This window comes from Arthrobacter sp. Y3224055 (assembly GCF_059090825.1).
On sequence record NZ_JBNHGB010000001.1, the window covers coordinates 289,734 to 313,299 of the forward strand.

At 68.5% G+C, this 23,566-nt stretch carries 20 protein-coding genes and 2 tRNA genes; 12 read left to right on the forward strand and 10 right to left on the reverse strand.

The window, feature by feature from the left end:
• The first annotated feature begins 15 nt into the window (after window positions 1–15).
• The 11 genes from mshD (at window position 16) to AC5RTY_RS01470 (ending at window position 13,725) form a co-directional block, all read left to right on the forward strand.
• Window positions 16–1,011, forward strand: coding sequence for a mycothiol synthase (gene mshD / locus AC5RTY_RS01420; RefSeq protein WP_494138828.1), 996 nt, complete (start codon window positions 16–18; stop codon window positions 1,009–1,011).
• A gap of 59 nt (window positions 1,012–1,070) precedes the next feature.
• Complete coding sequence (locus tag AC5RTY_RS01425) at window positions 1,071–3,293, forward strand: RNA degradosome polyphosphate kinase (protein ID WP_494074894.1); 2,223 nt, start codon at window positions 1,071–1,073, stop codon at window positions 3,291–3,293.
• Window positions 3,293–4,252 (forward strand): NUDIX hydrolase, encoded by a 960-nt coding sequence (locus AC5RTY_RS01430; protein WP_494000527.1) that lies wholly within the window; start codon window positions 3,293–3,295, stop codon window positions 4,250–4,252. The genes AC5RTY_RS01425 and AC5RTY_RS01430 overlap by 1 nt, the downstream gene beginning before the upstream one ends.
• A gap of 104 nt (window positions 4,253–4,356) precedes the next feature.
• A complete protein-coding gene (locus AC5RTY_RS01435; RefSeq protein WP_494138829.1) occupies window positions 4,357–6,207 on the forward strand; it encodes a hypothetical protein in 1,851 nt (616 codons plus the stop codon).
• Window positions 6,204–6,620 (forward strand): GntR family transcriptional regulator, encoded by a 417-nt coding sequence (locus AC5RTY_RS01440; RefSeq protein ID WP_494012753.1) that lies wholly within the window; start codon window positions 6,204–6,206, stop codon window positions 6,618–6,620. The genes AC5RTY_RS01435 and AC5RTY_RS01440 overlap by 4 nt, the downstream gene beginning before the upstream one ends.
• A gap of 97 nt (window positions 6,621–6,717) precedes the next feature.
• Window positions 6,718–7,479, forward strand: coding sequence for a thymidylate synthase (locus AC5RTY_RS01445; RefSeq protein ID WP_494074922.1), 762 nt, complete (start codon window positions 6,718–6,720; stop codon window positions 7,477–7,479).
• Window positions 7,476–8,090, forward strand: a complete 615-nt coding sequence (locus AC5RTY_RS01450; protein ID WP_494012754.1) for a dihydrofolate reductase — start codon at window positions 7,476–7,478, stop codon at window positions 8,088–8,090. Before AC5RTY_RS01445 ends, AC5RTY_RS01450 begins: the two co-directional genes overlap by 4 nt.
• Before the next feature lie 227 nt (window positions 8,091–8,317).
• Entirely contained in the window at window positions 8,318–9,463 is a 1,146-nt protein-coding gene (asd, locus tag AC5RTY_RS01455) for an aspartate-semialdehyde dehydrogenase (protein WP_494000531.1), read from the forward strand.
• A 434-nt stretch (window positions 9,464–9,897) separates the two neighbouring features.
• A complete protein-coding gene (locus tag AC5RTY_RS01460; protein WP_494012755.1) occupies window positions 9,898–11,709 on the forward strand; it encodes an HNH endonuclease signature motif containing protein in 1,812 nt (603 codons plus the stop codon).
• 226 nt (window positions 11,710–11,935) lie between these two features.
• Window positions 11,936–12,298, forward strand: coding sequence for a hypothetical protein (locus tag AC5RTY_RS01465; protein ID WP_494012756.1), 363 nt, complete (start codon window positions 11,936–11,938; stop codon window positions 12,296–12,298).
• A gap of 233 nt (window positions 12,299–12,531) precedes the next feature.
• Window positions 12,532–13,725, forward strand: coding sequence for a carboxylate-amine ligase (locus tag AC5RTY_RS01470; RefSeq protein ID WP_494012757.1), 1,194 nt, complete (start codon window positions 12,532–12,534; stop codon window positions 13,723–13,725).
• A gap of 125 nt (window positions 13,726–13,850) precedes the next feature.
• Here AC5RTY_RS01470 and AC5RTY_RS01475 read toward each other — a convergent pair whose 3' ends face one another.
• The 7 genes from AC5RTY_RS01475 to AC5RTY_RS01505 all read right to left on the reverse strand — a co-directional run bounded on the left by AC5RTY_RS01475 (window position 13,851) and on the right by AC5RTY_RS01505 (window position 17,481).
• Window positions 13,851–14,930: a UDP-N-acetylmuramate dehydrogenase gene (locus AC5RTY_RS01475; protein WP_494012758.1), complete on the reverse strand. Its 1,080-nt coding sequence runs from the start codon at window positions 14,928–14,930 to the stop codon at window positions 13,851–13,853.
• 37 nt (window positions 14,931–14,967) lie between these two features.
• Window positions 14,968–15,396 (reverse strand): MaoC family dehydratase, encoded by a 429-nt coding sequence (locus AC5RTY_RS01480; RefSeq protein ID WP_494000536.1) that lies wholly within the window; start codon window positions 15,394–15,396, stop codon window positions 14,968–14,970.
• Window positions 15,393–15,854, reverse strand: a complete 462-nt coding sequence (locus tag AC5RTY_RS01485; RefSeq protein ID WP_494012759.1) for an FAS1-like dehydratase domain-containing protein — start codon at window positions 15,852–15,854, stop codon at window positions 15,393–15,395. The genes AC5RTY_RS01480 and AC5RTY_RS01485 overlap by 4 nt, the downstream gene beginning before the upstream one ends.
• Window positions 15,855–15,882: 28 nt before the next feature.
• Window positions 15,883–16,137, reverse strand: coding sequence for a hypothetical protein (locus tag AC5RTY_RS01490; protein ID WP_494000538.1), 255 nt, complete (start codon window positions 16,135–16,137; stop codon window positions 15,883–15,885).
• Window positions 16,138–16,223: 86 nt separating this feature from the next.
• Window positions 16,224–17,132, reverse strand: a complete 909-nt coding sequence (locus AC5RTY_RS01495; RefSeq protein ID WP_494012760.1) for a DUF2797 domain-containing protein — start codon at window positions 17,130–17,132, stop codon at window positions 16,224–16,226.
• A 143-nt stretch (window positions 17,133–17,275) separates the two neighbouring features.
• Window positions 17,276–17,352 (reverse strand) — tRNA-Met (locus AC5RTY_RS01500).
• 57 nt (window positions 17,353–17,409) lie between these two features.
• A tRNA-Thr gene (locus AC5RTY_RS01505) sits at window positions 17,410–17,481 on the reverse strand.
• A gap of 218 nt (window positions 17,482–17,699) precedes the next feature.
• On the opposite strand from AC5RTY_RS01505, the gene AC5RTY_RS01510 reads away from it, so the two are divergent.
• Window positions 17,700–18,488, forward strand: a complete 789-nt coding sequence (locus AC5RTY_RS01510) for a putative protein N(5)-glutamine methyltransferase (protein ID WP_494049522.1) — start codon at window positions 17,700–17,702, stop codon at window positions 18,486–18,488.
• A 147-nt stretch (window positions 18,489–18,635) separates the two neighbouring features.
• Here the strand turns inward: AC5RTY_RS01510 and AC5RTY_RS01515 are convergent, their stop codons facing one another.
• The 3 genes from AC5RTY_RS01515 to AC5RTY_RS01525 form a co-directional block, all read right to left on the reverse strand.
• A complete protein-coding gene (locus tag AC5RTY_RS01515) occupies window positions 18,636–20,594 on the reverse strand; it encodes a DEAD/DEAH box helicase (protein ID WP_494012762.1) in 1,959 nt (652 codons plus the stop codon).
• 393 nt (window positions 20,595–20,987) lie between these two features.
• Entirely contained in the window at window positions 20,988–21,497 is a 510-nt protein-coding gene (locus tag AC5RTY_RS01520) for a PadR family transcriptional regulator (RefSeq protein ID WP_494076310.1), read from the reverse strand.
• Window positions 21,498–21,511: 14 nt separating this feature from the next.
• Window positions 21,512–23,536 (reverse strand): FAD-dependent oxidoreductase, encoded by a 2,025-nt coding sequence (locus AC5RTY_RS01525; RefSeq protein WP_494138830.1) that lies wholly within the window; start codon window positions 23,534–23,536, stop codon window positions 21,512–21,514.
• Between the last annotated feature and the right edge of the window lie 30 nt (window positions 23,537–23,566).

Genomic DNA, 23,566 nt, shown 5'->3' on the forward strand with positions numbered 1-23,566 from the left:
GGATAGTCTGTGCTCATGACTGCATCGGATTCGGACCTCTGGCCCGTGCTGACCATCAAGGGCGCCCCCGACGCCGAGACCCTCGCGGACATCAAGGCGCTGGCCGCCGCCGCCGAGGAGGCCGACGGCAATCCCCCGCTCTCCGAGCAGACGTGGGTGAACCTGCGGGCTGCGGAGTCGGCCGACGTGCTGGTGCTGGCGACCTACGCGGGCGAAGAGCGCTCCGATCCCGCCACCGCGACGGCGCTGGCCGGCGTCGCCGTCGTCAGCCTTACCACCGCTGCCGGCACCGACAACGTCCTGGAACTGGTGGTGCACCCTTCCTACCGCGCCGAAGGGGTGGGGACCCGGCTGGTCGAGGCCGTCCGGCAACACACCGAGCTGACGGGCCTCAAGGCCTGGTCGCACGGCGGCCACGAGGCCGCGGGGCGGCTGGCCGCGCGCTTCGGTTTCGCCCCGGTCCGGGAACTGTGGCGCATGCGCCTGACCCACCCGACCGGATTGCCCGCCGTCGAAATGCCGCCCGGCGTGGCCATCCGTTCCTTCGTGCCCGGCAGGGATGAGGAGGCGTGGCTGGCCGCCAACGCCGCTGCCTTCGCCGACCACCCCGAACAGGGCGCGATGACGCTCTCCGACCTGAAGGCGCGGATGGCCGAGGACTGGTTCGACCCGGCCGGCTTCCTGCTGGCCGAGCGCGAGGACGGCGGCGGCCTGGTCGGGTTCCACTGGACCAAGGTCCACCCGCGCTCCGGCAGCCACCCGTCCATCGGCGAAGTGTACGTCGTGGGCGTCACGCCGCAGGCGCAGGGCACCGGGCTGGGCAAGGCGCTGACCATCGCCGGCATCAAGCACCTGCAGGACGCCGGCGAGCACGCCATCATGCTCTACGTCGACGCGGACAACGAGCCCGCCGTCGGGCTTTACCGCAAGCTGGGTTTCACCCGTTGGGACGCGGATGTGATGTACGCACCGCAGGAAGAGGCCGGCGGGCAACAGTCGGTAACCTTGTAGCTACCGGAGGCCTCTACGATGAGGTGAGTCCGGCCCGCCCCAACGCCCCAGGAGAGAGCATGGTCATCGAACCCGAAGCCGCAGCCATTCCCCGGCTGGGTTCCTCGGAAATGGTCCCTGCCCGCGCCACCCAGGACCGCATCGACATTCCGGAATTCGCGCCCTCGCTGGCGCCCGACGGGGACTTCACGCTGGAACGCTTCCTCGACCGGGAAATCAGCTGGCTGGACTTCAACGCACGGGTCTTGGAACTGGCCGAGGACGAGGACCTCTACCTGCTGGAGCGGCTGAACTTCCTCTCCATCTTTGCCTCCAACCTGGACGAGTTCTTCATGGTCCGGGTGGCGGGCCTGAAGCGCCGGATCGCCACCGGGCTGGCCGTGCCGTCCGCCGCCGGGCTCTCCCCGATCGAGCAGCTCGAACAAATCAAGGTCGCCGCGCACAAGCTGCAGCAGCGCCACGCCCGGATCTTCGCCGAGCAGATCCGCCCGGCGCTGGCCTACGAACACATCCACATCGTGCGCTGGGACGAACTGGACGAGGGGGCGCGGACCGAACTGTCCGTGATGTTCCGGGAGCGGGTGTTCCCGATCCTGACGCCGCTGGCCGTGGACCCGGCCCACCCCTTCCCCTACATCTCCGGGCTCTCGCTGAACCTGGCCGTGATCGTGCGCAATCCGGTGAGCGAAAAGGAACTCTTTGCCCGCCTCAAGGTCCCGGACCAGCTCTCGCGGCTGATCCCCGTGGACGGCCCCCGCGCCGGCTCGATCCCCGGCCGCACGGCCCGGTTCATCACCCTGGAAGACGTCATCGCCCAGCACCTGGACCTGCTCTTCCAGGGCATGGAAGTGCTGGAGCACCACACGTTCCGGGTGACCCGCAACGAGGACCTGGAAGTCGAAGAGGACGACGCCGAGAACTTGCTCCAGGCGCTGGAGAAGGAACTGCTGCGCCGCCGGTTCGGGCCGCCCGTGCGGCTGGAAGTGGCCACGGACATCAACCCCAGCGTGCGCGAGCTGCTGGTGCGCGAACTCGGCGTCGAAGAATCCGAGGTGTACGCGCTGCCCGCGCCGCTGGACCTTCGCGGGCTGGAGGCGATCTACCAGATCGACCGGCCGGACATGAAGTATCCGAAGCAGCTGGCGCACACCAGCCGCCACCTGAACGAAAGCGAAACGTCCAAGGCCGCCAACGTCTTCGCGGCCATGCGCCGGCGCGACATCCTGCTGCACCACCCGTACGACTCGTTCTCCACCTCCGTGCAGGCCTTCCTCGAGCAGGCCGCCGCCGACCCGAAGGTGCAGGCGATCAAGCAGACGCTGTACCGGACCTCGGGTGACTCGCCGATCGTGGACGCGCTGATCGACGCCGCCGAAGCCGGCAAGCAGGTGCTGGCGCTGGTGGAGATCAAGGCCCGGTTCGACGAGCAGGCCAACATCGACTGGGCGCGGAAGCTGGAACAGGCCGGCGTCCACGTGGTCTACGGCATCGTGGGCCTGAAGACGCACTGCAAGCTCTCGCTGGTCGTCCGCCAGGAAGGCGACGGGCTGCGCCGCTACTGCCACATCGGCACCGGCAACTACCACCCGCGCACCGCCCGCTATTACGAGGACCTGGGCCTGCTGACGGCGAACTACCAGGTGGGCGAGGACCTGTCCAAGCTGTTCAACCAGCTCTCCGGCTACGCCCCGAAATCCACGTTCAAGCGGCTGCTGGTGGCCCCGCGGTCGGTGCGCTCCGGCCTGATCGACCGGATCGAGAAGGAGATCGCCAACAGCAAGGCCGGCCGCGCCGCGCGCGTGGTGATCAAGGTGAACTCGATGGTGGACGAGGCCGTCATCGACTCGCTCTACCGCGCCTCGCAGGCCGGCGTGCGGGTCGACGTGATCGTCCGCGGGATCTGCGCGGTGCGTCCGGGCGTCCCCGGGCTGAGCGAAAACATCCGGGTCCGCTCCGTCCTCGGCCGGTTCCTGGAGCATTCGCGCGTGTTCGGGTTTGCCAACGGCGGCGAACCGGTGGTCTACATCGGCTCCGCCGACATGATGCACCGCAACCTCGACCGCCGCGTGGAGGCGCTGGTGCAACTGAACTCCCGCGAGGACATCAACGACCTGCTGTCCCTGATGGACCGCTACATGGACCCCGGAACCGCCAGCTGGCACCTGGACAGCGACGGCGCGTGGACCAGGCACCACAAGGACGACGACGGCAACCCGCTCTCGGATATCCAGTCCTGGCTGCTCGCCTCCCGCTCCCGCCAGCGCACCGCCACCCGCCGCTGATGACGCAGAGCAAGACCAGCGACGCCGGCGCTCCCCCGGGCGCCAGGATCACCGCCGCCGGGGCTTTGTGCTGGCGCGTCCGCCAGGGCCGGCTGGAAGTGCTGCTCATCCACCGGCCGCGCTACGACGACTGGTCCTGGCCCAAGGGCAAGCTGGACAGGGGCGAAACCACGCCCGAGTGCGCGGTCCGCGAGGTCCACGAGGAAATCGGCGTCCAGGTGCGCCTGGGCATCCCGCTGCCCACCATCCGCTACCGGGTCAGCGCCGGACTCAAGCAGGTGGTGTACTGGGCCGCCAAGCTGGAGAAACAGGACCCCGTGCCCGACGGCGACGAGGTGGACCGCGTGCTGTGGTGTCCGCCCGCCCGGGCCCGTGAACTCTTGACCAACCGTTCCGACGTGGAACCGCTGGACGCGTTGGAGGCCGCGCACCGGCGGGACGAACTCGATACCTATCCGTTCGTCGTCGTCCGCCATGCCAAGGCCAAACCGCGGTCTGCCTGGTCGCAGGCCGAGGGCGAGCGCCCGCTGGTCGCCACCGGGCGGCGGCAGGCGCTGGCCGTGTGCCGAATGCTGTCCGTGTGGAAGCCCAAACGGATCGTCTCGAGCCCCTGGCTGCGCTGCGTCCAGACCGTCACCCCGTACGTGCTGCACACCCAGACCAAGCTGCGGACCGTCGAGGCCATCACCGAACACAACAACGAGCGCAACCCGAAGAAGGCCCGGGCCGCCCTCATCCAGATGCTCGACAAGGGTAAGCCCACCGCCGTCTGCAGCCACCGGCCGGTGCTGCCGAACCTGTTCCAGGTGCTGGCGGACCGGATGGATCCCGAACTCGCCGCGCAGCTGCCCACGGACGATCCCTACCTGCGGCCGGGAGCCGTGCTGGTCTGCCACATCGCCAAGCACCGGGGCGGGCGGATCGTCGCGCTCGAAATACTCGACGCCTACGACGACTAGCGGCACCTGACGAGTGCTCGTGCCGCCGCCCGGCAACCCCCACCCTTGACCCCTTGCCGCTTTGTATCAAATACTTGATCCATTGATACAGCACGAGGGGGATCGTGGACTTACTGACCAGCACCATCACCGGCCTGCTGTTCGGCGCCGTCATCATCTACGGCGTGCTGCGGATCATCGCTGGCAGGGCCGGCGCCAGTGCAGCCATCCTCGCGGAGGCGGGCTCCGGCGTGGACACCGATCCATCGGACGGGGCCGGACTGGACGCCGCCCGGATGCATGCGTTCTGGACGGCCCTCATCGCGTTCTTCGCCAGCGGGCTGTCTGCGGCCTCGAAGGTCGGCGATATTCCGGCCGCCTACTACGCCGGACATACACCGGCGCCTTCCTGGCCGGCTGACCTGCTGACCGTCCTGGTGCCGCTGGTCAGCCTGGCCGGAATCTACATCATCGGCCAATACACCTGGCCCAAGCCCCGCGGCAGGGTCCGCCGCGCCGACATCACTATCCGGCGCATCCGCGACTACATCCCCTCGGCGCTGCTCTCAGTCATGATTTCGGCGGCCGTGCTGGCCGTGATCGCGGCGATCGTCGTCCGGGAGTTGCCGGGCATCGACGGATTCAGCGGTTCCCAATCCTTCGCCGGTGTTGAGGTCTCCGGCGGGCACAACGGCCGCCAGCCCGGCAGCTACTTTGCCCCGATCCTGCTGATCGGCATCCTGACGCTCGCGGCCGGCGTCGCCGCGGCGACGGCGGTCGTCGTGCGCAGACGCTCCGTGGACTCGCTCAACCGCGAGGACAACGACATCTTGCGGCGCATCCTCATCAATCGATTGTTCCGCACGGCCACCTTGCTCTTCGCCACGCTCGGCACCATGGCAGTCAGCTTCGCCAATCACCAGGCGCCGGCCCTCATCCTCGACGGACCGGCACCGGCCACCGGCTGGGAACCCGCCCAGCAACTGGCAGGCTGGCTCACGGTCACGCTGATGATCGCCATGGCCCTGTGGCGCCCTCCCCAGCTGGCCCCCGACGGCACTCCGGGCCGTCCGGTCATCTACCGCGGCAGCTATGCCGCGGGGCAGGAGATCACGGAGTCCATGCATACCGTCGCGATGGTCTTCACCGCAGTTGCGCTGGTTGCTGTCGGTGGGTGGGCCGGTTTCGCGGTCCAGCCGGCCACCGTCTCCGACGACGGGAACCCCATCTTCCCTGCTTCGCCCTTACTATTGCTGCCTCTGGCGTTTGCGGTGCCGGTGGCCGTGTTTTTGGCCGTTGTCGCAGCCGGGGAAGTTCGGCTCTGGCGCGGCCACACCAGATCGTCCGACCAAGCCACTTCCGGCCCGCCCTCTTACGACCGGATGATGCCTGCGACCCGGCTGGTTCCGCGCCCGCTCCTTGCCGCCGTTGCCGCCGGCGCGGTGCTGCTGGCCGTCGCCATCGGCTTCAACGCCGCCGCCCCGGGCCGACAGCCCGACCTGCTGGCAGCCTTCGCCGTGGCCGGTCTTGCCCTGCCCATGCTCGGGGCAGCGGCCGTCCTGTTGGTGCACCGCCGTCCCCCGCTGTTCGAGGCAACGCCGGAGGCGGACAACTTGCTCCGCTGCGTTTCCGGCTTCCGCGTTGCGCGGATGACCGCCGGCGGGCTGTTCGCCCTGACCGCCCAACTGCTCAACGCCCATCCGGCGGCCTGGGGCTGGTTCCTGGACGGCGGCATCTCGTCCTACCTCCACCAGCTTTCCCCCGGCCTGCATACAGCGCTCCGCATCACCACGGCCGTGCTCTACCTGGCCGCCATCGTGCTGGCGCTTCTACCGGGAGCATCGCGGCCGCGCCGTTCGATGGCCAGCTATGTCGGCCACCCCGTCACGCAGCCCTCCGGCAACGCCGTCGGCGGGCCGCGCGACCTCGGCCGGGACCGCGACGAGCCCGCTGTTCGCCAGGACCGCACACCGTGAGCACCCAGATCCGGGTGGATCTGGCGGCACCGACTCCCCCGTACGAACAGATCCGCAGCCAGGTCGCCTCGCTCATCGCCGTCGGCACCTTGGCTGCCGGACAACGCCTGCCCCCGGTGCGCAGCCTGGCCGCAGATCTGGGTGTGGCCGCCGGCACCGTGGCCCGTGCGTACAAGGAGCTTGAGGCCGCGGGCCTGCTCGTCAGCCGCCGGCGCCATGGCACTACCGTGGCTGACACGGCAGCCGCCACGCACCAAACCGCAGCGGGATCCGCCGAGGTGGGCCTCGCCGTCGTACATTTGGTGCGCGCCGCCCGCGACGCGGGACTGGACGATGAGACGGTCCTGAACCTGGTTCGCGGCCAGTTGCGGCGCCCGCGCGGGTTCGCACCGGACGCACCGGACGCACCGTGAGCCTGCCGTCCCTCGGCAGCCGCCGCAGCACCCCTCAACTACACTGGACGCTGTGAACGCGATTCCCACCCCGTACGAGGACCTGCTGCGCGACGTCATGGCCAACGGCCGGGCCAAATTCGACCGCACCGGCACCGGCACCCGCAGCGTCTTCGGCCGCCAGCTCCGTTACGACCTGGCCCAGGGGTTCCCGCTGATCACCACCAAGCGCGTGCACTTCAAGTCCGTGGCGCTGGAGCTGCTGTGGTTCCTGCGCGGCGACTCGAACGTGAAATGGCTGCAGGAGCGCGGGGTCAAGATCTGGAACGAATGGGCGGACGCCGACGGCGAGCTCGGCCCGGTCTACGGGGTGCAGTGGCGGTCCTGGCCCACGCCCGACGGCGGACACATCGACCAGATCGCCCAGCTGGTCGATGACCTGAAGAACAATCCGGATTCGCGCCGCCACATCGTATCCGCGTGGAACGTGGCCGAGATCAAGAACATGGCCTTGCCGCCGTGCCACGCGTTCTTCCAGTTCTACGTGGCGGACGGCCGGCTGTCCTGCCAGCTGTACCAGCGCAGCGCCGACATGTTCCTGGGCGTGCCGTTCAACATCGCCTCCTACGCGCTGCTCACCCTGATGCTGGCCCAGCAGGTGGGCCTGGAACCGGGCGACTTCGTGTGGACCGGCGGCGACGTGCACGTCTACGACGACCACGTGGACCAGGTCCGCGAGCAGCTGTCGCGCGCCCCGTACCCCTACCCCACGCTCAACATCCTGCGGAAGCCCGAGAGCATCTTCGACTACTCGCTGGAGGACTTCGAGGTGGCCGGCTACCAGCACCACCCGGCCATTAAGGCACCGGTGGCCGTATGAGCGCCGACCACCCAGCCGCGCGCCCGTACCCGGACAGCGTCGCCGAAGCCGTACTCGGGGCCGGACGGACCGGGGCGCTCTCCGCTCCGGTGGTCGGGATGATCTGGGCACAGACCAGCAACGGCGTCATCGGCCGCGACGGCGGCATGCCCTGGCACCTGCCCGAGGACCTGGCACACTTCAAGCGGACCACGCTGAACCATCCGGTGATCATGGGACGCAAGACCTGGGAGTCATTTCCCGACAAGTACCGGCCGCTGCCGGGGCGCACCAACATCGTGGTCAGCCGGAGGCCGGAACTGCGCGGGCAGCTGGCCGCTGCGGGCGCCGTCGTCGTCGAAACCATCGAAGACGCCCTGGCGGAGGCGGCGGCCAGCCCGGGCAGCGACCAAATCTGGATCCTGGGCGGCGGCGAGATCTTCAACCTCGCCAGGCAGCACGCGAACGCGGCCTCGGTGACGGTCATCGACCTGGAGACGGACGGCGACACGTACGCCCCCCAGCTCGGCCCGGAATGGAAGTTCGAGGGCGTCAGCCCCACCGAGGACTGGCACACCGCGGCCAACGGCACCCGCTACCGCATCTCGCTCTGGGTCCGCGGCCCGGAGTAGGAGCGCTAAGGCCCTACGTGTAGGCCCGGCCGGAGCGGACAGGCCGGGCCTATGGAATTGCCGGCGCCGGGCAACGCCGTCGTCATGGTGACGCTTGCGCTCCACCCACTCTGTGCAACTCACAGCGCCACCTCGTGTAAGCCGCCGCGCCTACTTTGTGTAACCCGCAGCGCCTACCTTGTGTAACTCACAGCGCTTAAATTGACCCGGTCCGTAAAATGGAATGCATGACTTCCCCAGCAGCCACTTCATCTGCCCAGTCCGTCGGCCTGATCGGTTGGCGCGGCATGGTCGGCTCCGTCCTCATGCAGCGCATGCAGGATGAAGGCGACTTCGACCTCATCAACCCCGTGTTTTTCTCCACGTCGAACGCCGGCGGCGACGCTCCGTCCTTCGCCGCGGGTGCGGGCAAGCTGCAGGACGCGTACGACATCGAGACGCTGGCAAAGCTGCCGATCATCCTGACGGCGCAGGGCGGCGACTACACCGCCGAGGTGTACCCGAAGCTGCGCGACGCCGGCTGGGACGGCCTGTGGATAGACGCGGCGTCCACCCTGCGGATGCAGGACAGCTCCATCATCGTGCTGGACCCGGTCAACCGCGACGTGATCGACGCCGGCCTGGCGCGGGGCGTGAAGGAATTCATCGGCGGCAACTGCACCGTCTCCTGCATGCTCATGGGCCTGGGCGGACTGTTCAAGAACGGCCTCGTCGAGTGGGGCACGTCCATGACCTATCAGGCGGCCTCCGGCGGCGGCGCCCGGCACATGCGCGAACTGCTGAACCAGTTCGGTACGCTGAACGCCGCGGTGGCCGACGAGCTGGCGCAGCCCTCCTCCGCCATCTTGGAAATCGACCGCAAGATCCTCGCCCAGCAGCGCAGCCCCGAACTGGATGCTTCCCAGTTCGGCGTGCCGCTGGCCGGTTCCGTGATCCCGTGGATCGACAAGGACCTGGGCAACGGACAGTCCAAGGAAGAATGGAAAGCCCCCGCCGAGACCAACAAGATCCTGGGCTTGAGCGACGACAAGCGGATCCCGTTCGACGGCCTGTGCGTCCGCATCGGCGCCATGCGGTCGCACTCGCAGGCCCTGACATTGAAGCTCACCGAGGACCTGCCGGTGGCCGAAATCGAGCGGATCATCGACGCCGACAACGAGTGGTCCCGCGTGGTTCCCAATACCAAGGAAGCCACCATGGAGCACCTGACGCCGGTGGCGGCCAGCGGCACGCTCGAGATCCCGGTAGGCCGTATCCGCAAGCTGGAAATGGGTCCCGAGTACATCAGCGCCTTTACCGTGGGCGACCAGCTCCTGTGGGGCGCGGCGGAGCCGTTGCGCCGCATGCTGCGCATCGCCACCGGCAACCTTTAGGACCTGCCGCCCGAGGCCGGCGGAAGCCATGAGCCACGAGGAGCCCGTCCCTTTGGGGACGGGCTCCTGCTGTTGTAGGGGTGGGCTCCCGCTGGTGGCAGTTCGCTTTTCCGGCGGCGCAGGCTGCCCATGGAAGTCCCGCTACGCCGTATCCTGAGCTGTCCACATCAGGACACTATGCAGGGGACGCCGTCCTCCACAGGCAGTGGACGGCTCCGCTTCGAATCGTTCGCCTTCCGACTTGTCCTGCACGGGCAAGGTCGGCTCCCCGTTCAGCCGTCCGCCTGCTCAGTTGTCCTACACAGGGGAATGACGGTTCCCCGTTCAGCCATCCGCCGGCTGAGTTGTCCTACACAGGCAGGTGTCGACGGCAGGTTGTGCACTTTCATCGAAGACCCGTTCTACCCGCGGCGTGGGCTGCGTAGCGTTGAAGTATGGCAGCGGAACCGTTGGACAATGCGCAGGAGCCGGAGGAATCCTCCGGTACCCCTGCCGCGTCCGACGATGGTGCCGCGCCGGACAATGGTTCCGCCGAACCGGCACCGGTCCCGCGGGGGTGGGCGGACGACTGGCAGGACCTGGGACCGGCGGAACTGGCCGGCCTGCTCGCCGGCACCGACCCCGCGGCCCTGGACGATTGGTCGACCCTCGACTACCTCCAGGCGGTGCGCAAACACGAGGCCTGGACCCAGTCCCGCCGGCTGCGGGCCGTGCACCGCCTGGCCGTGCTCCGCCCGGCAACCGGGCCCGACGCCGGGGCACCGGACGGGATCTGCCGGCACGCCGCCGCCGAGCTCGCACCCATCCTGGCCGTGCCCCGCCAACGCGCGGCCGCGGAACTGGCCGACGCACACCAGATCGCCACCTGCCTGCCCGCCACCCTCACCGCCCTCGACGCCGGCGACCTCGACCTGCCCCGCGCCACCGCCATCGCCCGCAAAGGCGCCGGCCTGCCGCCCGAGGTCCTGGCCGGCTACGAGGCCCGCGTTGTTCCCGGCGCCGGGATTATCACCCTGGAATCCGTCCAGGCCAGGGCCCGCACAGTCCGCGACCGGCTGCACCCCGAACCCCTCGAGATCCGGCACCGGGCCGCGATGGAACGCCGCACCGTCCACTACCAGCCCCAGGACGACGGGATGGCCGAACTTTACATCCGCACCAGCGCCGACAAAGCGCTGCTCGCCTACAACCTGATGCAGGCCCACGCCCGCAAACTCCAAACCGTCGACGAAACCCGCACCCTGGGCCAACTCCGCGCCGACGTGTTCACCGACATGCTCCTGCGCTACCCCGGCCACGCCTACCAGCCCGCCACAGACACCTTCACAACCGGAACCGCCGCCGGCGACACAGCCGCGGCAACTACCGGAATCACCGGCGGCGAAACAGTCGCCAACCAGGGAGCAGCCGGACCGAGAGCAGCAAGCCGTTCCGGAACTGCTGCCGGATCCGGGACCGTGCTCGGCTCTGTAACGAACGCAACGGCAATGACAACGGCAGCCGCTCCACCTGGCGCCCCCGAGAAAACCGGCCCAAAAATCCCGGACGCGGAAGTTGCGGCGTGCACCGCCCGAAACACGGCAGCCGGAGGGACGGCAGGGCAGGGGCCCTGTACCTGCGGTGCCGGGAATGTGACCGCCTCGGTCGCCGTCACCGCGCCCCTGCACACCCTGCTCCGGCTCGCCGAAGAACCCGGCGACCTCACCGGCTACGGGCCGATCCCGCCCGGCATGACCCGCGACCTTGCCGCGCTCGCCAAGTCCTGGTTGATCGTGCTCACCGATGACTATGGCAAGGCAGCCGCCGTCGCCAAAGACCTGCGCCACCCGCCCGAATGGCTCAAACGCCTCGTCCGGCTACGCGACCGCCACTGCCGCGACTACGGCTGCACCGTCCCCGCCGACCAATGCGACATCGACCACACCATCGCCTGGGAAGACGGCGGCAAAACAGTCATCGAAAATCTCAGCGCCAGATGCAAACCCGGGCACAAAACCAAACACCACGGCGGCGGAACCGTCACCCAGGACCCCGACGGGACCCTCCACTTCACCACCCGCTCCGGCCACACCCACACCACCACCCCCGACGAAGGCTGGACGCTCACGCTCCCCTCAGCCCCCGGCGCAGAAGAAGCCACGGAAAACGGAGCCAACGGGGCAATCAGTCCGCGGAATGAGACCAGCGGTGATGGCGTCGACGAAGCCACGGACGGCCCATGGGACAACACCCCGCCACCGTTCTAAACGCCCCACTGCTCCAACCGACATGAAGCGAAACCCATAGCAAGAGGATTCAACAGTGACCAGGTATGCGAGGCCCAAGGCGCGAGTCGACGACGTGCTACGGGAGTTCTTCGTCCAACAACGTCAGGTAAGACCAATCCAGCTCGACCGCTCACTCAGGTTGGAGGCTCACCTTCGGCGCTTCCTGGAGACCTGCGGTCCTGCCTACCTCTCCGAAGAATGGTGGATGATGCTCCAGTTGGAACAGTGCTTCGAACCGCGGGATGCGTTCGCGCGGCTACTGCCCGCCGATCATTTGCTGCCACCCATGCATGAGTTTTTGTCGCCCGATTGGCTCATGGACCACGGTACCGACCGGTTGGTCCAAGTGAACCACAGCTACCGACTGGTCTGCTGGCTTTGCGGCAGCGGGCTGGTCAATCTTCGTGCGCTTCGCCCGAGCATCATCCGCTTCATGATTCGGCATGACGAGCTTTCCGCACATTCCAAGCGCCGCGCCGAACGGCAGCGCATTCCACGACCGGCAGGAGCGCCGCAGGTCGAAGACCCGCAGGCTGACGCGACGATCGGACGGGAAGACCTTCCCTAGGAGCATGCCTCGCCAGACAGGGTCGCCGAATGTCCGAGGACCTCCCGCTCGGCGCGGCTGGACGCACGACGCCGAGTCCGCACACACCTCTTGGGGATCGCCAACGAAGTGAGGCGAGGTTCGGTTGCCGCTGTGGACCGCCCGGCTTCCCGCACGTACTCTCTTGGTGAGCCCGGCTAAGCAGCGGCATCCCGGCCGTCACCCTCAACACAAGCCCGGCGAAAGGTGGTTGCATGCGCACTTTCGGTGTCGAAGAGGAGCTACTGCTGGTCGACCCCGCCACGGGCCTGTCTGTGCCGCGCTCGGCAGCCGTCATGGACCAGTATCGGCTCACAGCGGGAGAAGCCCAGCAATCTGGGCAAAAGGAAGTCGCTGCTGCCTCTGCCTCAACCGGCCCGACGCTCGCAACCGAACTCCAGCAGGAACAGATCGAGGTCATCTCCCCGCCCCGCGCAGCCTTGTCCGATCTGGCAGCCGAGATTCTGGCCGGACGAGCCTTGGCCGACGCTTGTGCCCGCGCGTCCGGAGCAAGGGCCGTTGCGCTGGCCACATCGCCGTCGCCGGCCGCACCGCATCCAGCTCCTGATACCCGCGTCCAGGCACTGAGGGCGCAGTTCGGGCTGACCGCAGAAGAGTCCTTGACCTCCAGCTGCCATGTCCACGTCAGCGTGGATTCTGAGGAGGAGGGCGTAGCTGTGCTGGACCGCATTCGGATTTGGCTTCCCGTACTCGCCGCCCTCAGCAGCAATTCCCCGTTCTGGCAGGGCCGCGACACTGGGTATGCCGGTTTCAGAACCCAGGCTTGGTTGCGCTGGCCGGGCACCGGGCCTTCGGAAATATTCGGCTCGGCTGCCGCCTACCACCGCTCGCTCCGGCGTGCCTTGGACAGCGGCGTCGTACTCGACCACGCCATGCTTTATCTCGACGCGCGGCTGTCCCACAAGCACCCGACGGTCGAGATCCGGGTGGCCGATGTCTGCCTTCAGGCCAGCGACACAGTGTTGATCGCCGGATTGTCCAGGGCACTCGTGGAGACGGCGACGAGAGAGTGGAGGTCCGGGTTGCCCCCTGCACCGGTTCCGGCGTCGGTACTCCGGTTGTCCGCTTGGCAAGCCAGCCGCTGGGGCATCGCCGGCAATCTCCTGCATCCACTCACCGGCGTTCCTTGCCGTGCCGACACCGTGATCTCCCTGCTCTTGGAGCACACCCGGCAGGCCCTTGCCGACGCCGGGGACGAGACCGACATCGGGCTCCTATGCCAGGAGGTCCAGGCGCGAGGCACGGGCTCCCGGTTCCAGCGCGAGGCCTTCGCACGCGGAGGCCTCGTGGCCTTGGCAGGCACAGCGGCCTACTTCACCCACCTCACGCGGCAGGAACCTGCGCTGGCGGACGACGACCTCGTGTCCGAAGCGGCCGGGCATTCATAGGCGCACTCATGCGGGCACCGCGCAACACCCGGTGTCCGGAGGGCGGAGGGCGGACAGCCGGCGCCCCGGGCGCTCACAACGTGCCGTGGACTAAACCGGCAGCCAGGCGACCAAGAGAACTGCAGCTACAGACTGCAGCCAATCAGAAGGGGCTCAGGCTGAAGCCGGATCCCGAAGGACCGTTCAACTCCGTCCCGGACTACGCGTGCAATCGCGAGGATATCCTCGGCGCTGGCACCGCCGCGATTGGTAATCGCCAACGTGTGTTTGGTCGAAAGCGAGGCGCGGCCGCCCGCCACCTCGTAGCCGCTGAGGGGACCGTTTGACGTTCCCGAAAGCCCAAAGCCCTTCGAAAAGCCCGCGTGGTCAATCAGCCAGGCAGCACTTAGCTTGGCCTTGTCCTCGGCCGGCCAGCGTGGCGCATCAGCCGGCAGCTTCGCCGCCGTGTCCATGTCGACGATGGGGTTCGTGAAGAACGAGCCCGTGCTGAACGTATCCCGGTCGGCTAAATCGTGGACCATGCCCTTGGAGGCGCGGAGCCGGAGTACCTCACGGCGAACGTCGGCGGCCTTGGCCACGCCTCCGACGTCGACACCCAGCACGCGTGCCAGCTCGGCGTAACGGACCGGAAGGCTCTGACGGCTGGGGGCCAGGCGGAACTCGACTTCCAGTACCACGAAGCGTGGAGATCCATTGGACGTGCTTTGTTTCAGGACCGAATCCCGATAGCCGAAGGTGAGGTCGCGGTTCGCGAATTCCCGGACGGACCCGGTCTTACGATCCCAGGTTCGCACCCGGACGATGGTCTGCGAGACATCGGATCCGTAAGCGCCGACGTTCTGAACGGGCGTTGCCCCGGTCAGTCCGGGAATGCCGGAGAGGGCCTCCAGCCCGGCCCACCCGTTGTCGACCGTCAGCGCCACCAGCTCGTCCCATGGGTGGCCCGCCTGCACCGTTAGTCCGACGGCGCCGTCATCCTCGCGGACGCTGTAGCCGCGGTTGGCGATGGCCACCACGGTGCCGGGGTAACCGTCGTCGGAAATCACGAGGTTGGACCCGCCGCCAATGACGAGCAGGTGGTCTCCGGACTCGTCGGCGGCACGGACGGCCTCGATGATCTCGGACTCGGAGCCTGCTTCAATGAATTGCCGGGCTGGACCGCCCACACCGACCGTAGTCAGCGGCGCAAGAATCGTTTCAGTCACGGTGCGGGCCTCCCACCCGCTGTGGGCGCGGTGCGGTTTACCAAATCTTGACGACCGCCTGGGCTTTGACCAGCACCTTCACGCCTGCAGCGGTTACGGTGAGGTCGACCCGCGCCGTGCCGTTGTCCTGGTCGATGGCCCCGATGGCGCCGCTGACGTCGATTGTGGCGCCGGGTCCGTCGAGATCTTCCACGAGGACCGGCTTCGTGAAGCGCGTCTGGTAGTCGACGACGGCGGCCGGGTTGCCGATCCAGTCCGTCACCAGCTGCACCGCGGCACCCATGGTGAACATGCCATGCGCGATGACGCCGGGGAGGCCTACCTGCTCGGCGAAGCGTCCGTTCCAGTGGATCGGGTTGAAGTCGCCGGACGCTCCGGCATACCTGACCAGGTCCGCGCGGGAAACCTCAATGCTCCGTGAGCCAATGTCCTGTCCAACAGTCAGTTCGTTCAGTTCAACGCTCACTGGCCTTCCCCTCTCACCAGGATCGACGACGTGGTGGTGGCCGTTTTCTCGCCGGCGACGGTGCTGATTTCCGCCCGGGTGGTGATCATGGCGCCGCCGCCCATCGCTCGCACCTGGTCAACGTGCAACTCGGCCACCAGTTCGTCGCCGGCGACGATCGGCCGGTGGTGCACGAACCGCTGGTCAGCATGGACCACACGGGAGAAATCGATCCCGGAATCCGGGTCCTCGATCAGCCGGGCGTCCGCACGCTGGGCCACGATGATGGCGAAGGTGGGCGGAGCCACCAGATCGACATAGCCCAGTTCCTGCGCGGCTTCGACGTTGAAGTGCGCTGGATGCGTGGCCTTGACCGCCGATGCGAACTCCCGGATCTTCTCGCGGCCCACGATGTAGGCGGGGCCGGCCGGGTAGGTGCGGCCGGCGAGGTCGGGGTTGACCCCGGCATGTTCGGACATGGATCTCCTTCAGATGGAGTGGATGGGACTATCGACGCTTCGCTGGCCGTGTGCCCCGCGGGTGGGCGGCTGCCTGCCGGGCCCGGGCGTCGCGGAACCGGACCAGCAGCCCGGCCAGGTGGGTCAGCAAACCCGTGATGATGGCGGCCAGTGCAGCCCAGATCAGCCATTGGATGCTCGCCGACGCGGCGATGACAGACAGGAGGATCCCGACGCCGATCAGCACCATGGCAGAGATGACCAGCTTGCGGTACAGCGGCGAGCCAAGATCCCAAGGATTCATACGTCAAGGTTACCGGCCACGCCCCCTGCCAGCCGAACCGCGGAGCCGTGCGGGACTGCGGACTCCGGGCAACGCCTGCCGATCGCCTAAAACAGCTGTTCCTGGATGACGGGCTGCTCCGAGGCGAAGTCGCCGACGGCGATGCGGCGGCCCTTCACCCCGCCCAGGTCCACCAAGAAGAGCGGGCCGCCATCCTGCAGCCGCGCGGCCGCGACGCTGCCCAGGAGGCCCTCCACGATGAACCCGTGGTCGCCCGAGGCAAAGCTACCCGGATAGCCCCTCTTGATGCCCTCCTCCAGCACCGGTGCCGCCAGCTCCGGGACCTGCCATTGTTCGTCGACGACGTCGAAGCCCTCCAGTTGAACGGCAGGCAGCAGTTCGCGCACAGCGGCAGCATGGCCGGAGTTGAGCCGGTCCACCTCGGGCACCGGCAGCGGCGCCAGCAGCCCGGTGAACTTGGCGGCGCTGCGCACGGCTTGCGTCAGGGCGGTGTTTCCCGAGACCGCGTCCTCAAGTACCCGCACCACCCGTCCGTCGCGCGCCCGGGCGACGTAACGGGCGGCCACCGCGCCTTGTTCGGCCAGCCGCAACGATTTCCGCACGTGAGCCGCCGTGCCCACCTTGCTGGCACCGTTGGCAAACGTCGCCACATACAGCCAATGGGGTTGGGCGAGGTAGGCCAGCAGCCCCTCGGGAGCCCGGCCGCTACGGTGGCTGTCATGCATGAAGCGCAGGTCGTCATTGAGGAAGCAGTTCACACATTGGTGACCCCGCTCCGCCGGAGCCTGCAGCCGGCACGGCACATGCGTGCGCTCCGCGGCGGAAAGTACCCGGTGGCTGCCCAGGCAGTAGCGTTGGGGGTCCATCACGCGGAAGCCCAGCCTCGACCCCTGCGTCACGGGCAGGTCTTTCGGCGTGCCGTCCGGAGTTGCCAGGCGCAGCCGGGGGCCCGCGGGGGTCCAGGCGATGCCGTGGGCGAGATACAGGGCGGGCATGGCGTCCACTCTAGTAAACGACGTGAGAGTTCCCCTGACCCCGCCGGCTGCGGTCGCGGGGCCGGCCTTCGGGGCCAGCGGGGGCGTTTAACAGCCGAGGGGCCCGGCCGGAACCAAAGTTCCGATCGGGCCCCTCAGGGTCTTGGTAGCGGTGCCCGGACTCGATCCGGGGACCTCACGATTATGAGTCGTGCGCTCTAACCAGCTGAGCTACACCGCCACGAATGGCAGCGCCCGCGCTGCGTCTCGCGACGCAGACGCGGGCTTTGCCATTCAGAGCCCCCCACCGGAATCGATCCGGTGACCTCGTTCTTACCAAGAACGCGCTCTACCACTGAGCTAGGGGGGCAACGGAGAAATACATTACCAGCAATTCCCCTCTGGAAGAAATCGAAATGGTGCCCCGTGGTGAAGGCCACACGTCCGACGGCGGTCTCCTCCGCGGACAGCCCCGGGCGGCCTGTCCCCGGTGGCGTTTCGGGCGCATGAACTGCAGCCAAGATCACACCGAGGCGGCCAGCGGACGCGGACGAAAGGGTACTCTGGCGTCATTCGAAAGGACTCGACATGCAGGTTTCCCAGCCATGGGGCCGGGACGACATCGCCTCCCGGCTGCGCGCGGCAGGCTGCGTCTTCGCCGAGGAAGAGGCCGACCTGCTGCTCGCCGAGGGCGGTCCCCGGGAAGAAATTTCCGCCAGGGTGGAACAGCGGGCAGCCGGGACGCCCCTGGAACAAGTCCTGGGCTGGGCCGGGTTCTGTGGCCTGCGCATTCGCGTTGCCCCCGGGGTTTTCGTCCCCCGGCGGAGGACCGAGTTCCTGGTCCGGCAGGCCGCGGCCTTGGCCCCTGTGCCCACCGCCGTCGTCGTCGATTTGTGCTGTGGTTCGGGGGCCGTGGCGGCGGCACTGGCCGCACTGCTCAGGCCCAGCGAACTGCACGCCGCAGATGTGGATCCGGCGGCGGTGGCGTGCGCGCGCGCGAACCTGCCGGGGGCACAGGTGCACGCGGGCGACCTGTACGCGGCCCTGCCCGCGGCATTGCGCGGCCGCGTCGACGTGCTGGCGGCGAACGTCCCCTACGTGCCCACAGAGGAGATCACGTTGCTGCCGCCCGAAGCCCGCCTCCACGAAGCACCGTGGGCGCTCGACGGCGGCCCTGACGGCCTGGCTGTCATGCGGCGGGTCGCGGCGGGGGCGCCGGACTGGCTCGCGCCGGGCGGGTCGGTGCTGGTGGAAACGAGTGAGCGGCAGGCGGAGGCAGCGGCCGGGGCCTTCGAAGCGCGCGGACTGGTTCCGGCCATCGCCCGTTCCGAGGAGCACGCCTCCACGGTGGTTTCCGGCACCCGGCCGGCTGGTTGAACGTGGCGGGGCCGTTGCATGAAAGCGGCAGGGACGTTAAATGCCTCCGGGGCACCTGTGCAATGACAAGTGCCCCGGGAGGGGTTCCTGGCTGAGAGCCAAACCGGCCAGGCGAGCACCGCGGGTGTGGCGCGGCCTGCGCGGAGGCTAGCCGCGGGTGTGGCGCGGCTTGCGCGCGGCACCAAAGCCGCGGTCGCTGCGCTCCCCGCCGAATCCACGGTCGGAGCGGTCGCCGCTGAAGCTGCGTTCGCCGTCGGTCTTGTACGGACGGTCGCCCTCAAACTTCTTCTTGTAGGGGCGGTCGCTTTCGAACTTCTTCTTGAACGGCCGGTCGCCCCGGTCGCTGCGGAAGCCGCCGCGGTGTCCGCCGGCGACGTCGTCGCGGTCCCGGCGCGGCTTGCGGCCGCCATCCAGCTCCAGGTGGATCAGCTCGCCGCCGATGCGGGTCTTGGACAGCGCGCGCAGCTGGTCCTTGCTCAGGTCCGCGGGCAGCTCGACCAGCGAGTGGTCGGAGCGGATGTCGATGCCGCCGATCTGCGCGGCGGACAGGCCGCCCTCGTTGGCGATGGCGCCGACGATCGACCCGGGCATCACGCGGTTCCGGCGCCCCACGGCAATCCGGTAAGTAGCGTTACCCTCGGTCAGCGTGCGGGACGGGCCGCGCGAATTCATGGCGTCGCGTCCGCCGCCGGCACGCTCGCGCTGGCCCTTGGGTGCCTCGGGCAGGTCCTGGACCAGCAGCGGGCGACCGCCCTGGGCCATGACCGCCAGCGCGGCCGCGATCTCGGCGGCCGGCACGTCGTGCTCGGTCTCGTAGTTCGCGATCAGGTCGCGGAAGATCGAGACGTCCTCGGACGCCAGGGTCTCGGTGATCTGTTCCGCGAACTTGCGCATCCGCAGGTTGTTGATGGTCTCCGCCGAGGGCAGGTGCATCTGCTCGACGGGCTGGCGGGTGGCCTTCTCGATCGCCCGCAGCAGGTACTTCTCGCGCGGGGTCATGAACAGGATGGCGTCGCCCGAGCGGCCCGCACGGCCGGTGCGGCCGATGCGGTGCACGTAGGACTCGGTGTCGTGCGGGATGTCGTAGTTGACCACGAGGGTGATGCGCTCGACGTCCAGCCCGCGGGCGGCGACGTCCGTGGCGACCAAAATGTCGATCTTGCCGTCGCGCAGGGCCTCGACGGTGCGCTCACGCTGCTGCTGCGGGATGTCGCCGTTGATGGCGGCGGCGCGATAGCCGCGGGCCTTGAGCTTGTCGGCCAGGTCCTCGGTAGCCATCTTGGTGCGCACGAAGGCGATGACGCCGTCGAAATCTTCGGCTTCCAAGATACGGGTCATGGCATCCAGCTTGTGCGGGCCCATGACCTGCAGGTAGCGCTGGCGGGTGTTGGTGCCCGTGGTGGTCTTGGCCTTGACCGTGATCTCGGCCGGGTCCTTCAGGTACTTCTTCGCGATCCGGCGGATGGCGGTCGGCATGGTCGCCGAGAACAGGGCAACCTGCTTGCTTTCCGGGGTCTTGGAGAGGATCTGGTCGACCTCTTCGGCGAAGCCCATGCGCAGCATCTCGTCGGCCTCGTCCAGCACCAGGTACTGGAGTTCGGACAGGTCCAGCGAGCCCTTTTCGATGTGGTCGATCACGCGGCCGGGGGTACCGACAACCACCTGGGCGCCGCGGCGCAGGCCGGCCAGCTGGGGCCCGTACGCGGAGCCGCCGTAGACGGGCAGCACGGTGAAGTCGTCCATGTGGGCGGCGTAGGAGGAGAAGGCCTCGGCCACCTGCAGGGCCAGCTCGCGGGTGGGGGCCAGCACCAGGATCTGGGTGTTCTTGGTCGGCGGCAGTTCGGCCATCCGGGAGAGGGCGGGAACAGCGAAGGCTGCGGTCTTGCCCGTGCCGGTCTGCGCCAGGCCGACGACGTCGCGGCCTTCGAGCAGGACGGGAATGGTGGCGGCCTGGATGGGCGAGGGCTTTTCGTAGCCGACGTCGGTCAGCGCGGCCAGGACACGGCCGTCGAGGCCGAAGTCGGTGAAGAGTACGGTGTTCTCGTCTTCGACGGCCGGGGCGGCGTCGGTGTTTTCGGGCAGGGTGTTAACAGTGTTTTCGGACACGGGGCAGTTCCTCGTATTCAGCTGGGGACCGGTGGCCGCGGCACATTGATGTCCGCGGTCCTCTGACTCAAAGCCCGGCGCTATTACAATCCCGTGGCAGGGCTTTCCGCCGCTTCGCTGGCCACCCGCAAGCTGCGGAGAGACCTGGCGGCGTTTTCTTTAGCCGGCGCTCCCAAACATGAAACTGCCCGCCGCATAGAGGCGGGCCCACACACAATCAGACGCTTCGACAAGACCGTAAACGGCATTATCGCGCAGAACTAAGGGAATACCGACAGTGGGGGATGTATCCAGTGTACGGCACGCTCCGGGTGGGCGGGGACGGGGAGCACGACGGCGGGCGGTGACCTTTGGCACAGCAGGGCACCCGGCGCCGAGCCCCGGGTCGTGTTCCTACTCCCCCTGCAGGGTCTGCTCGGCCCACTCGATCCAGGCCTGCTCGAACATGATGCCTGCCTGCAGCACGGCCCGCTGCAGCCGGTTGGCGTCGGTCCAGGTGCCCCGCTGGTCGAGCTGGCGGTAGGCCGCGAGTTGCGCGCGGTGCAGGCCCAGATGCCGCTCGATTTCGCCGTGAATCGGGACATCTCCGAGCACCGAGGAGGCGCGGAGGCGGATCATCAGCTCTTCCCGGACGGGGCGCGGGTTCTGCTGTTCGTCGGTCCAGCGCCGCAGTTCCTCCCGGCCGACGGCAAGGACCTGGTACTCCTTGGCGCGCCCGCGGCTGGAGTCGCGGCCCGTTGATTCGACCAGGCCGTTCTGTTCCAGCTTGGCGAGCTCGCGGTAGATCTGCTGGTGCGTCGCCGGCCAGAAGAAGCCGAACGACTTGTCGAAGCGGCGGGCCAGTTCCGCCCCGGACCCGGGCCGCTCCAGCAAGGCGGTGAGGATGGCGTGCGGCAAGGACATGAGGGCTCGCTCCGTTACAGCGCCGCGGCCAGCCGGGTCGCCTGGTTGATGGCGCGTTTGGCGTCGAGTTCGGCCGCCACGTCGGCGCCGCCGGCCAGGTGGACCGGCAGCCCCGCAGCTTCGAGCGCCTCCTGCAGCTCCCGCTGCGGCTCCTGGCCGGTGCAGAGCACCACGTTGTCGACGGCGAGCACCGTGTCGGTGCCGTCGACGGTCAGGTGCAGTCCGTCGTCGTCGATCCTGCGGTAGGTCACCGCCGGGATCATCTGCACCCCGCGGCTCTTGAGCTCGGCCCGGTGGATCCACCCGGTCGTCTTGCCCAGCCCGGCGCCGAGCTTGGATTCCTTGCGCTGCAGCAGGTAAACGCTGCGGGCCGGGCGTTCGGGCCGCGGAGCGGCCAGGCCGCCGCGCGCCGCGGGGTCGTCGTCGACCCCCCAGTGCTCGCGGAACCGGCCCGGATCCAGGGTGGCGCTGGGACCGGCCTGCGTGATGTACGCGCTGACGTCGAAGCCGATGCCGCCGGCGCCCAGCACCGCCACGGTTTCACCGAGCTGCCGGTGGTCGCGCAGCACGTCCAGGTAGCCGAGCACGCTCGGGTGGTCCACGCCGTCCAGGTCAGGGACCCGCGGCAGCACGCCGGTGGCGAGGACGACCTCGTCAAACCCGCCTTCGGCCAGGGCCGCCGCCGTGGCCCGGGTCTTCAGCCGCACCTCCACGCCGAGCAGTTCCAGCTGGCGGCTGAAATAGCGGATGGTCTCGTGGAACTCTTCCTTGCCCGGAATCTGCTTGGCCAGGTTGAACTGGCCGCCGATGCCGTCCGCCGCTTCAAAGAGGGTGACGCGGTGCCCGCGCCTGGCCGCAGTGACGGCACAGGCCAGCCCGGCCGGCCCGGCCCCGACCACGGCCAGCGATTTGGGCGCGGCGGCGGGCGCGATCAGCAGTTCGGTCTCGTGGCAGGCCTGCGGATTGACCAGGCAGGAGGTGGTCTTGCCGACGAAGGTGTGGTCCAGGCAGGCCTGGTTGCAGGCGATGCAAGTGTTGATCTCGTCGGCCCGTCCGCGCGAGGCCTTGAGCACGAATGCCGGGTCGGCGAGCAACGGGCGGGCCATGGACACCATGTCGGCGTATCCGTCGGCCAGCAGCTGTTCGGCGGTATCGGGGCTGTTGATCCTGTTGGTGGCTACCAACGGAATTCCGACGGCGCCCATCAGCCGGCGGGTGACCCAGGAGAAGCCGGCACGCGGCACCGAGGTGGCGATGGTCGGCACGCGGGATTCGTGCCAGCCAATGCCGGTATTGATGATGGTGGCCCCCGCCGCTTCGACTCCGCGGGCCAGTTCGGCGACTTCCTCGAAGGTGGAACCGCCTTCCACCAAATCCAGCATGGACAGGCGGTAGATGATGATGAAATCCTCGCCCACCCGTTCGCGGGTCCGGCGGACAACCTCCAGCGGGAAGCGGATCCGGTTCCGGTAGCTGCCGCCCCAGCGGTCGGTCCGCCGGTTGGTGCGGGCGGCGATGAACTCGTTGATCAGGTAGCCCTCGGACCCCATGATTTCGACGCCGTCGTATCCTGCTTCGCGGGCCAGCGCGGCCGCGTCCGCGAAGTCCTCGATGGTCTGCCCGATCTCCGGTTCGCTGAGCCCGCGGGGCGTAAACGGGCTGATCGGGGCCTGCAACGGGCTGGGCGCTACCGGCTCGGGATGCGCAGCGTAACGTCCGGCGTGCAGCAATTGCAGCGCTATCCGCCCACCTGCGGCGTGGACGGCGCCGGTAACGATCGTGTGGCGGGCGGCCTCCTCCGCCGTCGTCATCATGGCGCCGCCGGGCTGCAGCCGGCCGGCCGCGTTGGGGGCGAAGCCGCCCGTCACGATCAGCCCGACGCCGCCGCGCGCGCGTTCGGCGTAGAAGGCGGCCATGCGCTCGAAGCCTCCGGGCAGTTCCTCCAGCCCGACGTGCATCGACCCCATCAGCACCCGGTTGGGCAGGACCGTGAAGCCGAGGTCCAGCGGTTCGAACAACTTCGGGTAGGCCACGGCCACGATGCACTCCTTTGCACAACAAGTTGCATA